Source organism: Chromobacterium sp. IIBBL 290-4 (assembly GCF_024207115.1).
Classification (GTDB): domain Bacteria; phylum Pseudomonadota; class Gammaproteobacteria; order Burkholderiales; family Chromobacteriaceae; genus Chromobacterium.
In genome coordinates this window covers 4613761-4626126 of record NZ_CP100128.1, presented here as the reverse complement: position 1 = coordinate 4626126, position 12366 = coordinate 4613761, and the positions used below count along the sequence as shown (strand labels likewise).

Annotated in this window: 13 protein-coding genes; 5 read left to right on the top strand and 8 right to left on the bottom strand. The window is 60.5% G+C overall.

What is annotated here, in order from left to right; translation table 11 throughout:
• The first annotated feature begins 207 nt into the window (after nucleotides 1–207).
• From folD to NKT35_RS21815, 3 genes are all read left to right on the top strand, one after another.
• The gene (gene folD, locus NKT35_RS21825) at nucleotides 208–1059 is read left to right on the top strand and encodes a bifunctional methylenetetrahydrofolate dehydrogenase/methenyltetrahydrofolate cyclohydrolase FolD (RefSeq protein ID WP_254297259.1); all 852 of its coding nucleotides are present in this window, start codon (nucleotides 208–210) and stop codon (nucleotides 1057–1059) included.
• 154 nt (nucleotides 1060–1213) lie between these two features.
• Complete coding sequence (gene purU / locus NKT35_RS21820; protein WP_254297257.1) at nucleotides 1214–2077, top strand: formyltetrahydrofolate deformylase; 864 nt, start codon at nucleotides 1214–1216, stop codon at nucleotides 2075–2077.
• Between the two features lie 3 nt (nucleotides 2078–2080).
• Nucleotides 2081–2674, top strand: a complete 594-nt coding sequence (locus tag NKT35_RS21815) for a hypothetical protein (RefSeq protein WP_254297255.1) — start codon at nucleotides 2081–2083, stop codon at nucleotides 2672–2674.
• A 60-nt stretch (nucleotides 2675–2734) separates the two neighbouring features.
• Here the strand turns inward: NKT35_RS21815 and NKT35_RS21810 are convergent, their stop codons facing one another.
• The 5 genes from NKT35_RS21810 to rlmD all read right to left on the bottom strand — a co-directional run bounded on the left by NKT35_RS21810 (nucleotide 2735) and on the right by rlmD (nucleotide 8028).
• Entirely contained in the window at nucleotides 2735–3205 is a 471-nt protein-coding gene (locus tag NKT35_RS21810; RefSeq protein ID WP_254297253.1) for an NUDIX hydrolase, read from the bottom strand.
• Nucleotides 3206–3362: 157 nt separating this feature from the next.
• Entirely contained in the window at nucleotides 3363–4193 is an 831-nt protein-coding gene (locus NKT35_RS21805) for an undecaprenyl-diphosphate phosphatase (protein WP_254297251.1), read from the bottom strand.
• A 112-nt stretch (nucleotides 4194–4305) separates the two neighbouring features.
• Nucleotides 4306–4929 carry a YecA/YgfB family protein gene (locus NKT35_RS21800; protein WP_254297249.1) on the bottom strand — a complete coding sequence of 208 codons (624 nt, stop codon included), beginning with the start codon at nucleotides 4927–4929 and terminating at the stop codon, nucleotides 4306–4308.
• A gap of 101 nt (nucleotides 4930–5030) precedes the next feature.
• Nucleotides 5031–6221 (bottom strand): NupC/NupG family nucleoside CNT transporter, encoded by a 1191-nt coding sequence (locus NKT35_RS21795; RefSeq protein ID WP_254297248.1) that lies wholly within the window; start codon nucleotides 6219–6221, stop codon nucleotides 5031–5033.
• Nucleotides 6222–6483: 262 nt separating this feature from the next.
• A complete protein-coding gene (gene rlmD, locus NKT35_RS21790; protein ID WP_254297246.1) occupies nucleotides 6484–8028 on the bottom strand; it encodes a 23S rRNA (uracil(1939)-C(5))-methyltransferase RlmD in 1545 nt (514 codons plus the stop codon).
• A 137-nt stretch (nucleotides 8029–8165) separates the two neighbouring features.
• Between rlmD and NKT35_RS21785 the strand changes: the two genes are divergently transcribed.
• On the top strand, nucleotides 8166–9047 hold the full coding sequence (locus tag NKT35_RS21785; RefSeq protein WP_254297237.1) for a L,D-transpeptidase: 882 nt from the start codon (nucleotides 8166–8168) through the stop codon (nucleotides 9045–9047).
• Nucleotides 9048–9110: 63 nt separating this feature from the next.
• On the opposite strand, the gene NKT35_RS21780 is transcribed toward NKT35_RS21785, so the two are convergent.
• The 3 genes from NKT35_RS21780 to NKT35_RS21770 all read right to left on the bottom strand — a co-directional run bounded on the left by NKT35_RS21780 (nucleotide 9111) and on the right by NKT35_RS21770 (nucleotide 11659).
• Nucleotides 9111–10388, bottom strand: coding sequence for an O-acetylhomoserine aminocarboxypropyltransferase/cysteine synthase family protein (locus NKT35_RS21780; protein ID WP_254297235.1), 1278 nt, complete (start codon nucleotides 10386–10388; stop codon nucleotides 9111–9113).
• A gap of 130 nt (nucleotides 10389–10518) precedes the next feature.
• Nucleotides 10519–10962: a lytic transglycosylase domain-containing protein gene (locus tag NKT35_RS21775; RefSeq protein WP_254297234.1), complete on the bottom strand. Its 444-nt coding sequence runs from the start codon at nucleotides 10960–10962 to the stop codon at nucleotides 10519–10521.
• 148 nt (nucleotides 10963–11110) lie between these two features.
• A complete protein-coding gene (locus tag NKT35_RS21770; protein ID WP_254297233.1) occupies nucleotides 11111–11659 on the bottom strand; it encodes a DotD/TraH family lipoprotein in 549 nt (182 codons plus the stop codon).
• A 178-nt stretch (nucleotides 11660–11837) separates the two neighbouring features.
• Here NKT35_RS21770 and NKT35_RS21765 point away from each other — a divergent pair, with 178 nt between their 5' ends.
• Nucleotides 11838–12362, top strand: a complete 525-nt coding sequence (locus NKT35_RS21765) for a toxin co-regulated pilus biosynthesis Q family protein (protein WP_254297232.1) — start codon at nucleotides 11838–11840, stop codon at nucleotides 12360–12362.
• Nucleotides 12363–12366: the final 4 nt, after the last annotated feature.

The following is a 12366-nucleotide window of genomic DNA, read 5'->3' as shown; positions in this document are numbered from 1 at the left end:
ACAGATGGGCGCTTGGGCTGTCAACAGTTTTGCCGAATATTTTTAATCCGTCTGCGGCAATGGATTGGCCGAATTATTCTAATACATTATTTTTCCTTTATTTATCTTGATGTTAAGGAAAATAAACTTGAGCCAAGTCTTATCGCGCTGCGGAAAAAATGCGAAAATGCCCGCCGTTATTTATCTGCATTACGATGGGGATGACCGATGTCGGCACAATTGATTGATGGCAAGGCAGTATCGGAAAAACTGTTGGACAAGGTGCGCGAAGGTGTGGGCGAGCGCCTGCTGCATGGCAAACGCGCGCCGGCATTGGCGGTGATCCTGGTTGGCGAAGATCCGGCCTCGGCGGTTTATGTGAATGCCAAGAAGAAAGCCTGCGAAAAAGCGGGTATTCGTTCCGTGGCTTATGATTTGCCGGCGACGACCAGCCAAGCGCAATTGCTGGATATTATCGATGGCTTGAACGCCGATGCCGGAGTCGACGGCATTCTGGTGCAATTGCCCTTGCCGCAACATATTGATCCGCAATCGGTTATCGAGCGCATCGATCCGAAAAAGGATATCGACGGTTTCCATCCTTATAATGTAGGCCGCCTGGTAATCAAAATGCCGTTGATGCGCCCGTGCACGCCGCGCGGCGTGATGACGCTGCTGGAAGAGTATGGCATCGACCCCAAGGGCAAGAAGGCTGTCATCGTCGGCGCATCCAATATCGTGGGCCGCCCGCAAGCGCTGGAAATGCTGCTGGCGCGCGCCACGGTGACGATTTGCCATAGCGCCACCCAGAACCTGGCCGAGGAAGTGGCTGCCGCCGATATCCTGGTGGTGGGCGTGGGCATCCCCAACTTCGTCAAGGGTGAATGGATCAAGCCGGGCGCGGTGGTGATCGATGTCGGCGTCAATCGCCTGGATACCGGCAAGCTGTGCGGCGATGTGGAATTCGCCGCGGCGCGCGAGCGGGCGGGCTTCATCACGCCGGTGCCGGGCGGCGTCGGCCCGATGACCATTGCCACGCTCTTGCAGAATACGCTGGATTCAGCCAATCTGAACGCCTGAGCCAGCAAGCCGGGATACCCCCGGCCAGCCGGGCACGCACGCCACAGCCAACGGCCGCCGCCGGGCTGTGGCGATTTTATTTTCGCGCCGCCGGGAGCAGACAGCCGCCGTCGCTTGCTTTAATATCAAGTAAAACTAATTTACGGAAGTATTCATGAGTCACGCAAAACATTCCGCCACGCTGCTGATCAGCGCGCCGGATAAAAAAGGCCTGGTCGCCGCCATCGCCAATTTCCTGATGACCTACAATGCCAACATCATGCATGCCGACCAGCATCAGGATACTAGCGAAAACCTGTTCCTGATGCGGGTGCAGTGGGATCTGGACGGCTTCACGCTGCCGATGGACAGTTTTGCCGCCGCTTTCCAGCCCATCGCCGACGAGCACGGCATGAACTGGAAAGTCTCGCTGTCCAGCCGCAAGCCGCGGATGGCGATTTTCGTGTCTCAGTACGAGCATTGCCTGGTGGATCTGATGCATCGCTGGCGCATTGGCGAATTGGATTGCGATATCCCTCTGGTGATTTCCAACCACGAAACCTGCCGCCGCCTGGTGGAGTTCAACGGCATTCCTTTCCACGTGATCAAGGTCACCAAGGACAACAAGGCCGAGGCCGAGGCCGAGCAGTTCCGTCTGCTGGAAGAGGCCGGCGTCGATTTCATCGTGCTGGCGCGCTATATGCAGATCTTGTCCAGCGGTTTCGTCGAGCGCTACCCGGACCGCGTCATCAATATCCATCACAGCTTCCTGCCGGCTTTCGACGGCGCCAAGCCTTACCATCGCGCTTTCGCCCGCGGCGTGAAGCTGATCGGCGCCACCAGCCACTATGTGACAGAAGATCTGGATGAAGGTCCGATCATCGAGCAGGAGGTCACCCGCATTTCGCATCGCGATATGGTGGACGATCTGGTGGAGAAGGGCCGCGACCTGGAGAAAGTGGTGTTGTCGCGCGCGGTGCGCTGGCATCTGGACAACCGCGTGCTGTCGTATAGCAACAAAACCGTGGTGTTCGACTAAATCATGCGGCTGCTGATCGATGATGTGATCGACCTGTTGCGCTTGCGGGTCAAGCCCCTGGCGGCTTATCAATACCCCTGGTGGCAACCGGCCTTGATGCTGACGGTGCTGGGGCTGGTGGCCAGCGGCGATACCGGCGACCTGGGCGACAATATCGCCGGGCGGATGGGTTACGCTGTGGCGCTGACCTGGCTGGCGGTGGCCGGCTTCTCCCGCTTCATGTCTTTCTGGCTGAGGCTGAACAAGGGCGACGTCGGCGGCTCGCTGTTCGGGCTGGTGGTGGTGGCCAGCGGCTTGCAGTTCATTCTGCCACTGGCCAGCTGGTTGCCCGACGATGCGGCTGCCGGGATGTATTTCTCGGTGTCGCTGTTCGGCATGATCGTGATGGTGAACGCGCTGTCCAAGGTGGCGGCCGTGTCCAAGTGGCGGGTGTTGCTGGGCATGTTCCTGTTCGCGCCGCTGGGCTTGCTGCTGATGGCGGTGACGCTGTCGTTTTCCAAGATGGCGGGTTGGGTGGATCTGCCGCCGGAAGTGGAGGCGGCGGTGCAGGCCCAGGCTAAAAACGCCAGCGGCAGCGCGGCCTGGCTGAAGAAATAAGCGGGGCAATAAAAAAGGACATGCTTGCGCATGTCCTTTTTTCTGGTCGATTGTTTAGGGTCAATCGACTTTCGCGATGTAGCGAGCCAGGCCCAGCAAGGCGCGCAGGGCTTCGCCTTTGGCCGTTTCTTCATTGCGCAACTTGGCGTAGCGGCGAAGAATGGCCCGGCCTTCCACGAATAAATCCATATCGGTGTCGGGCGAGGATACCAGCGCGATGCGCTCGATCTCGTTCTGCGGCTTGGGTTGGCCCTGTGCGATGCACAGATAAACCTTGTGCGCGTTGAACGGCGTGATGTGATCGAACAGATAGAGCATCGAATTGATGCGTAAACCGGTTTCTTCCCTCACTTCTCGAATCAATGCCTGCGAGCGCAGCTCGCCGCGGTTGGCTTTGCCGCCCGGCAGGTTGTAGCGTCCCCCTCGGCTGGCCGTCACCAGCACGCCATCGGGCAGTTCGATGATGGCTGTGGCGCGTCTAGCCAAATCGGCAGGGATGCGGTCATGCTTGCGATCTTCCAAAACACTCATTCTTCCAAAAATTTTCAAAGAAAAGCTGCAGGCATTTTCGCCTCGGTGCTGCGATTTTAACCCAGATAACGCATAGCAGGGCGTTATCTGGGTTTCAATAAGTAAAAATACTAGGTTAATGCCGAGTTAATGCAAGTTGAGACAATTTCCATTCAAATCAGATCAACTTGGCCGCCAGTCCGGCCAGGCCCACCAGCAGGCAGTAGAAGCCAAACGGGCGCAAGGATTCGATCTCGGTTTTCTTGAAGTAGCGCATCAGGAACCAGGTGCTGGCGTAGGCGCAGACCCCTGCGACGGCCCCGCAGGCCAGCAGCAGGCCCCACTCGACAGAGCCGTGGCCCTTGTGCGCCAGCTTGGGGATTTCCAGCACGCCGGCGGCTGTGATGATGGGGGTGGCCAACAAAAAGGAGAAGCGGGCGGAAGAGGCGTAATCCAGGCCGTGGGCGAGGCCGGTCACCAGGGTGGCGCCGGAGCGGGAGAAGCCCGGCAGCAGCGCCAGCGCCTGGCCGGCGCCGATCTTGATCGCGCCGACGAAGCTTAGTTCAGAAAGCTCGTGCGAGGCGGTCTTCTTTTTCAGCTTGTCGCCCCACAGCAGCATCAGGCCGTTGAGCGTCAGGAAAATCAGCACGGCGGTGGTGCTGGTGAACAGCGCGCGCAACTGCTTTTCCAGCGCGAGTCCGAGCAAGCCGGCCGGGATGGTGCCGGCTATCACCAGCCACATCAGCCGGGCATGCGGATTGCTGGCGCGGCCGCCGGCCTTCAGCCAGCCGCCTATCAGTTCGATCCAGTCGCGGCGGAAATAAATCAGCAGGGCGGCGGCGGTGCCCAGATGCAGCATCACCATGAAGGGCAGGAAGTCGGGATGGGTCCGGTTGATGGACCAGTGCAGCCAATCCGGTATCAATACGCCATGCCCCAGGCTGCTGACCGGAAACAGTTCGCTGACGCCCTGAATCACCGCGAACAGCAAGGCTTCGACTGCATTCATGCTTTTCCCCTCTTCGGATAAAGGCCGCGGAGGGGGCTCCCTGCGCGGCCTGGCTATGGCTTTGTCTTGACGCTCAACTTGATCTTAACGCAATGGCTTTGGGCGGGTTGACTCAGTGGCGCGTCGGCTGTTTCTCCAACTCCAGTTCTTCCTGTTCCAATTGCTTGCGAACCGCGGAGAAAAAGTCGTGAATGCCGTGGACGGAGGGCGACAGCGCGGCCAGCAATTCATTGCGCAAATCGCTGGAGATGCCGTCGACGAAGGGGCGCATCTCGGCATCGGGGTGGCGTTCAAAGCCCAGCGCCATGATGGGCTCCAGCAGCGGGGCGTTTTCCGGCGAGTCGAACAGCATGCCCCAGTCCTCGTTCAGCAACTCCATGCCGGCGACAAAGCCTTCGCACCAGTCGTTGCCCTTGACCTCGCCTTGCTGGTCGGCGTCCAGCCAGGGTTGGAATTCGCCGCCGTTCAGCGCGTCGGCGATGTCTTGCCAGTGGCCGCGAAGCAGGGCGACGAACTGCTCCAGAGATTTCTCGCTGGGAAAGGCGGCCTCGTCGTCGAAGGCGTCGCCCAGGATCAGCGGCAGGCATTCGGCCGGACGGATGGCTTCGGGGCCAGCCAGCAGGGAGGCGAAGAAACCGTCCAGCTTTTCCAGATTCATGCATTGCTGATCGGCGAAGCGATCCAGGGTGGCGGACAGGCGCTGGTAGTCCTGATCGCTGAGCGGCTTATTCGACATGGGGCGCTTTCAGAGAGGGTGTGGCGGCCATTATGCCGCCGTGGGAGTCAAAACAAAACCGCCCGCAAGAGCGGGCGGCGATGGAGGCGGTCATGGGCGGCTTAGTAGGAAGCCAGCACCAGGCCGGCGATCAAGGCCGACAGGATGCTCACCAGGGACGAGCCGTAAACCAGCTTCAGGCCGAAGCGGGACACCATATTGCCGCGTTCTTCGTTCAGGCCCTTCACCGCGCCGGCGATAATGCCGATGGAGCTGAAGTTGGCGAAGGACACCAGGAAGATCGACAGCACGCCGCGGGTGTAGCTGGACAGGTGGGCGGCCTGGTTCTTCAGTTCCAGCATGGCGACGAATTCGTTGGTCACCAGCTTGGTGGCCATGATGCTGCTGGCGGTCAGCGCTTCGCCGGTCGGCACGCCCATCAGCCAGGCGAACGGCCAGAACACATAGCCCAGCATGGTCTGGAAGTTGATGCCGAAGATGGAGGTGAAGATGAAGTTGACGCATGAAATCAGCGCGATGAAGCCCACCAGCATGGCGGCCACGATCACGGCGATCTTGAAGCCGGTCAGGATGTATTCGCCCAGCATTTCGAAGAAAGATACGCGATGGGTGTCGCTGCTGATCAGTTCGTCATCGCCCAGGGCGCTGTCGTAGGGGTTGATCAGCGACAGCACGACGAAGGTGCTGAACAGGTTCAACACCAGCGCGGTCACCACATAGCGCGGCTCGATCATCTGCATATAGGAGCCGACGATGGACATCGACACGGTGGACATCGCCGTGGCGGCCAGCGTGTACATGCGCTTTTCATCAAAGGTGTGGATGATGTTCTTGTAGGCGATGAAGTTCTCGGACTGGCCCACCATCATCGAGCTGATCGCATTGAAGGACTCGATCTTGCCCATGCCGCTGACCTTGGACAGCACGAAGCCCACGGCGCGGATCACGATCGGCAGCACGCGGATGTGCTGCAGGATGCCGATCAGCACCGAGATGAACACGATGGGCATCAGCACGTTCAGGAAGAAGCTGAACTCGCCCTTGTTCTGGATGCCGCCGAAGGCGAAGTTGGTGCCTTCGCCGGCGAATTCCATCAGTTTGGTGAAGACGCCGGAGATGCTGCCGACGATGGCCAAGCCGTAGGTGGTGTTGAGCAAGAAGAACGCCAGGGCGATCTCGACCACCAGCAACTGGATGACCGAGCGGATCTTGATGTTCTTGCGGTCGCGGGCGACCACCTGGGTGAGGGCCAGTACCACGATCAGGCCGATGATGAATTGGACGATATGCATGATAAGTATCGCTTTTGGGTTTCCCCTGCCTCGGCAGGTTTCGAGCAACGTTTGGGTCCCGGTGACGGGCCGCACGCCAGTTTTTATAGGTCCGCAGGCAAAGCCGCGGCCGCCGCTGCGTCATGCTTTCGGGGTATGACGTTGCGGCAGTACGGACAATGCGCTGAAGTTCGGATGAAAACTAGTCTTTACGTCAAACTATCTATCTTTAGGTAAAGATAAATAGGCCGCTATGGCATAAATGCCACAAACGGCCGGCGGTTTAAGCTTGCGCGGAAGCGTCTTCGCTGTCGCGGCGCGCCTTCTCGGCGAAGTAGTGCGCGCGGCGGGCTTCCTTGGCGGCAGCCTTCTCCGCCTGTTCGGCGGCTTTCTTCGCTTTCTCGGCGTTTTCCTCCGCCAGGCGCGCGGCCTTGGCGGCCTCGCGTTCGGCGGCTTCTATCGCCTCGAATTCCTCGACTTCCTTGCGCGTCTTGCAGGGGCTGGTTTTTTCGAACCAGGCCACCGATTCGACGTGGGCGGTGTGCGGGAACATATTGATGATGCCGGCCGCTTTCAGCGTGTAACCCTTGGTATTGACCAGGATGCCGGCGTCGCGCGCCAGCGTGGCCGGGTTACAGGACACATAGACGATGCGCTTGGGCGCGGTGTCCTCGGTGATGGCCTTCAGCAACTGCACCGCGCCGTCGCGCGGCGGGTCCACCAGCATCTTGTCGAATTGGCCGAGCGCGGCGAATGATTCCTCGGTCACCTCGAACAGATTGGCCATTTCGTAGCTGACGCGGTCTTGCAGCTGGTTGTGGGTGGCGTTTTCCACCGCGCGCTTCACCAGCGGCTGGCTGCCTTCCATGCCGTGTACCACCGCGCCGGAGCGGGCGATGGGCAAGGTGAAGTTGCCGATGCCGCAGAACATGTCGGCGATGCGTTCGCCCGGCTGCGGATCCAGGAATTTCAGCGCGCGCGCCACCATCACCGCATTGATCTGCGGGTTCACCTGGGTGAATTCGGTGGGGTAGTAGGGCATCTCCACCGCGTATTCCGGCATGCTGTAGGTCAGCTTGGGCGCATCCAGCGGATAGATCGGGTAGCAGGTTTCCGGGCCCTTGGGCTGCAGCCAGATTTGCAGCGGACGCTCGGCCGAGCCGTGCCGATCGGAAAACGCCTTCAAGATGGCGAAGTCGGCCTCGGTGATGTCGTCCATATTGCGGAACACCAGGATGTCCAGCTTGTCGCCGACCGCGACTTCCACTTGCGGCATGCGCTGGCTGATGGACAGCGTGGCGATCATTTCGCGCAGCGGCATGATCAGGTCGGAGATGTGCTTGGGCAGAATATGGCACTCGCGCATCTCGGCGATGTAGCTGGAGCTTTTCTCGTGGAAGCCCACCAGCACGCCGCCCTTCTTGGCCACCATGCGGGCGGACATGCGGGCGCGGTGGCGGTAGTGCCAGGCCGGACCGGCGATGGGGGTGAGGATGCGTTCCGCCTTGACTCTGCCGATGCGGTTGAGATTGTCTTCCAGCACGCGCTGCTTGATCGCCACCTGGGCAGTGAATTCCACGTGTTGCATGGAACAGCCGCCGCAGACGCCGAAGTGCGGGCAGCGCGGCTCGGCGCGCATGAAGCTCTCTTTCAGCACGGCGCTGGTCTGCGCGTTCTCGTAGCTGGGCTTCTTGCGGTAGCTGCTGTAGATAACTTTTTCGTACGGCAGCGCGCCATCGATGAAGATGGTTTTGCCGTCAACGTGGGCGACCCCCCGGCCTTCGTGATCCAGCGATTCGACCAGGGCAATAGTCTTTGGGTGCGTCATCGTCTTGCTTGAAAATCAAACGGTAAAACGCGGATTTTCTCAAAAACCGGGGTTTCGTGCTGACTTTTTTACAAGAGGCTGCCTTTACTGTTTCTGGTAGAATCAAGGGAATGAAACGTGTTGACAGGAAGTGCGGTATGTGGAAGCGGTTGTCGTGGCTGATGCTGGGATGGGGCCTGGCGGCGCCCGGACTGGCGGAGGTGATGCCGGTTCCCGATGTGACAGTGGGCCCGGCGGGGCGGCATTTGGTGTTGAATTTGCCGCAGGCGCGGCTGTTTTTGTATCAGGACGGCAAGCTGGCGCGGATCTTCCCGGTGGCGGTGGGCAAGATGCTGACCCAGACGCCCATCGGCAGTTTCGACATCACCGGCATCTACAAAGCGCCGGCATGGCATGTGCCCAAGTCCATCCAGGATGAGATGAAGCGCAACGGCAAGCCGGTGCAGACCGTGGTGCCGCCGGGCCCGGACAATCCGCTGGGGCCGGTTTTCGTCCGTTTCGGCGAGAGCAAGCTGGGGCTGGGGTTTCATGGCACCAATGCGCCTGCCTCGGTGCCGGGCTTCCGCAGCCATGGCTGCGTCCGGATGAAAAACAATGATGCGTTGGAGCTGGCGGGCACGGTGAGCCGGGGCGACGCCGTGACTGTCGCCTATCAAACCATTCTGCTGAATGAAGATCAGAACGGCGATCTATGGCTGACCATCTATCGCAACCATTACAAGCAGGATGATCCCTCCATGCCGTATCTGGCGCAGACCTTGCTGGATTGGCAGCGGCAGCACCGGATCGCGCTGTACGGCAAGCGGGTGGACGATGCCTTGAAATCGCGCAATGGCAAACCGGTCTGTTTGAGCTGCAAGAAAGCCGTCGCCGGCATCAATGGCGAATTGACCGCCGTGCCGTGGCTTTCGCACCTGAACCTGCCGCAGCCGCTGCCGGCATCGGGCCCGGTGGAGGATGAGCGCCAGCCAGGGCCGCCGCTGAGCCAGCGCGGCCGCGCCGGCGTCAAGGCGGGATGATTTCCTTGCTGTTTTAAATGAGAAGGGCCGCTTTGGCGGCCCTTTGGCATTGGCGCGCTTGCTTTACTGCGCCGCGGCCTTCAATGCCTGGCCGATGTCGGCCAGGATATCGTCGATATGCTCGATGCCGATCGACAGCCGCACCAGCTCCGGCCGCACGCCGGCCTGCAACTGCTCTTCCGGCGACAGCTGGCGGTGGGTGGTGGTGGCCGGGTGGCAGGCCAGCGATTTGGCGTCGCCGATATTGACCAGCCGCGTCACCAATTGCAGCGCGTCGATGAAGCGCCCGCCGGCTTCGGCGCCGCCCTTGATGCCGAAGGACAAGATGCCTGAGGCGCGGCCGCCCAGATAGCGGTCCGCCAGCGGCTTGCTGGGGTTGTCCGGCAGGCCGGCGTATTCCACCCAGGCCACGGCCGGGCTTTCCTTCAGGAAACGGGCGACTTTCAGCGCGTTCTCGGTGATGCGGTCCATGCGCAGCGCCAGCGTTTCTATGCCTTGCAGGATCAGGAAGGCGTTGAACGGCGACAGCGCGGCGCCCATATTGCGCAGCGGCACCACGCGGGCGCGGGCGATATAGGCGGCCGCGCCCAGCGCTTCGACATAGTTGACGCCGTGGTAGCTGACATCCGGCTCGTTCAGCCGCTTGAAACGCGCTTTATGCTCGCCCCAGGGAAACTTGCCTGAGTCGACAATCGCGCCGCCTATGCTGTTGCCGTGGCCGCCCAGGTATTTGGTGAGGCTGTGCACCACGATGTCCGCGCCGTGTTCGAAAGGCCGGCACAGATAGGGCGAAGGCACGGTGTTGTCTACGATCAGCGGCAAGCCTTGCTTGTGCGCTTCTTCCGCGAAGGCGGCGAAATCCACCACATTGCCCAGCGGGTTGCCTATCGATTCGCAGAACACCGCCTTGGTGCGTTCGTCGACCAGGCCGGCGATGGCGGCCGGCGTTTGGTAATCGACAAAGCGCACTTCGATGCCCAGCTGCGGAAAAGTATGGGCGAACAGATTGTAGGTGCCGCCGTACAGCGTGCGGGTGGCGATGATGTTGTCGCCGGATTCGGCTATGGTCTGGATGGCGTAGGCGATGGCCGCCATGCCCGAGGCCACCGCCAGCGCGCCTATGCCGCCCTCCAGCGCCGCTACCCGCTTTTCCAGCACGTCGGTGGTGGGATTCATGATGCGGGTATAGATATTGCCCTGCACCTTGAGGTCGAACAGGTCGGCCCCATGCTGCGTGCTGTCGAAAGCATAGCTGGTGGTTTGATACAGCGGCACGGCCACGGCCTTGGTGGTGGGGTCGGGGCTATAGCCGGCGTGGACGGCCAGGGTTTCCAGTTTCATTGCTCGGGCTCCAGTCGCAGGGTTAGTTTCTTGTCATGAACGCCTACCATAACAATGGAAAAGCCGGCTAGCAAGGAGCTAAGAATTCTACTTTTTAAAACTATTTGATATATGAAGGTTGTCGAGACCCTCAGTTCCAGCCGGGATTTTCGCGGCGCAGCTGCGCCCAGATGCGCAGCACGTGCTTGGCGTAAGGCTGGGCGAGCGAGGGGGTGGGGCTGTGGTAAGCGCCGATGCCGCGCTCCCAGTCTTTCAGCCGCCTGACTTCTTCCGCCAGCATCCAGGCGGCGACTTGAGCATTGGTGCAGGGGTCATACAGCTGCGCGCGGCTGATGCCGTAGCGGGCTAGCTTGGGCAGCCAGGCGTCGTTGATCTGCCAAAAGCTGATGTCGGTGCTGCCATTGCGATTGCGTCCTGTCACATGGGGATTGTCGAATCGAACGCCGGACTCTTTCACCTTTATCGCCATCAGCAATAAATAAGGGACATCGAAGCGGCGAGCGGCGTCAAGCGCGCAGTTCGCGGTGCGGCGGATATTGAAATGCTCCTCCTGGCCGCCTGCATGCAGGCGCATGGGAAGCAGCAGCGCGACCAAGGCGAGCAGCGGCCAGTGCGGGCAGGCGCGCGATATCGGCGCGGGTCCGCCTGCGTCTGCCGCAAGGGAGCGGCAGGGCGCGGCGCGCCTTGGAATGGGCGTCGAGCCTCCGCTCGCGCGGCGGAGCTTAAGCATGGGGCGGAAGGCGTTTCAACGGGCCGAGCATGTCTTTCACTTTGCGCTCGCCGGCGCCGTCATCGTTGAACGGTCCGATGAGAATCTGAAAGGTTCGGCCGCTTTTTTTAATCTGGCAGCTCAGCCCCTTGTTCTTGTAGCTATCCGCCGCGCGCTCGGCGGCGGCGCGGCTGGAGAATACGCCGCCGTCCATCAGATAGGGTTGCGGGGAAGGCGGCGAGGCAATGATCAGCCTGGTGTAATCCAGCAGGATGGTCTGTGAGCGCTGGTCCGCCACCAGCGCATAGGGAAATTGCTCGCCTATCGAGCGGAGAATCGCGATGACCGGCTGGTAAAGGCTTTTGATGCGGACGACGGCGCCGGGGTCCGCGGCGCCGCGCTCTTCAAAACGCCAGCCGGTGATGCGGGCCAGATCGCCCAGCAGTTTTCCCGGAGGACCCTCATATTCTGTCGAGTAGAGGCGGTCCAGATTGCTGTCCGCGGCGGGGAGGGCGGAGGGTGGGCTGGGCCGGAGCGTTTGCTCCGCCGCATCGACTTGCATGGCGGGCGATGCTGCGTCCGGCCTGAGCGTGGACGCCGCGCTAGCCGGCAAGCTGGCGGCCATAGCCAATAGAATCAGTGCCTTTGACTTGTTCATGGGAGTTTTTTTGGTTTATCGTAGTATCAACTATATCAAACATAAAATGACCATGCTATAGTGCCGAAAAATTTCGCCTGGCATGGATCAGGCTGGCGACAGGGTTTTCATTGGTTATTTTATGTTTGATATAGAGGTATTTAAATTAAACCTTGGTGATGATATGGGTTGGAGATTGATGGTAGCGGCATGCTGTTTCGCCCCGGTTTTCAAAGCGCAAGCCGGCTTTCTTTATTTGAGCGATGAGGCGGTCAAACCAGCGGCGGAGGCGATCCGCAGCGAGACAGGGCGGATGGCAGAGCCTGCGCGTCCGGTGGCGGCGCCCTCGGCGGTGGCGGTTGAATCGCCGCGCCAAGACATGCTGAGGCTATCGCCAGGGAGGGAAAGAATCTCCTCGGCTTTGCGAGCGTACGCCAAGGAGAACGGCTGGGTGCTGGCATGGGAGTTGGATCGTGATTTCCCGATTGATTATCCGGCAGTGTTCAAGGGTTCCTTTCTGGATGTGATGGAGCAAGTCGCCAAGTCGCTGCAAAACACCGACACGCCGGTGCGGATCAAGGCATACGAGGCCAATCGGGTGATTCGCGTGATCCATGCGACACGATGAGGAT

Excerpts from the sequence above, each read along its gene's own strand:
- folD (WP_254297259.1), top strand. The coding sequence starts at position 208 with ATGTCGGCACAATTGATTGATGGCAAGGCAGTATCGGAAAAACTGTTG.
- NKT35_RS21810 (WP_254297253.1), bottom strand. The coding sequence starts at position 3,205 with ATGAGTGTTTTGGAAGATCGCAAGCATGACCGCATCCCTGCCGATTTG.
- NKT35_RS21765 (WP_254297232.1), top strand. The coding sequence starts at position 11,838 with ATGGATCAGGCTGGCGACAGGGTTTTCATTGGTTATTTTATGTTTGAT.
- rlmD (WP_254297246.1), bottom strand. The coding sequence starts at position 8,028 with ATGACGCACCCAAAGACTATTGCCCTGGTCGAATCGCTGGATCACGAA.
- NKT35_RS21780 (WP_254297235.1), bottom strand. The coding sequence starts at position 10,388 with ATGAAACTGGAAACCCTGGCCGTCCACGCCGGCTATAGCCCCGACCCC.
- NKT35_RS21805 (WP_254297251.1), bottom strand. The coding sequence starts at position 4,193 with ATGAATGCAGTCGAAGCCTTGCTGTTCGCGGTGATTCAGGGCGTCAGC.
- NKT35_RS21770 (WP_254297233.1), bottom strand. The coding sequence starts at position 11,659 with ATGCAAGTCGATGCGGCGGAGCAAACGCTCCGGCCCAGCCCACCCTCC.
- purU (WP_254297257.1), top strand. The coding sequence starts at position 1,214 with ATGAGTCACGCAAAACATTCCGCCACGCTGCTGATCAGCGCGCCGGAT.
- NKT35_RS21795 (WP_254297248.1), bottom strand. The coding sequence starts at position 6,221 with ATGCATATCGTCCAATTCATCATCGGCCTGATCGTGGTACTGGCCCTC.
- NKT35_RS21815 (WP_254297255.1), top strand. The coding sequence starts at position 2,081 with ATGCGGCTGCTGATCGATGATGTGATCGACCTGTTGCGCTTGCGGGTC.
- NKT35_RS21775 (WP_254297234.1), bottom strand. The coding sequence starts at position 10,962 with ATGCGCCTGCATGCAGGCGGCCAGGAGGAGCATTTCAATATCCGCCGC.
- NKT35_RS21785 (WP_254297237.1), top strand. The coding sequence starts at position 8,166 with ATGTGGAAGCGGTTGTCGTGGCTGATGCTGGGATGGGGCCTGGCGGCG.
- NKT35_RS21800 (WP_254297249.1), bottom strand. The coding sequence starts at position 4,929 with ATGTCGAATAAGCCGCTCAGCGATCAGGACTACCAGCGCCTGTCCGCC.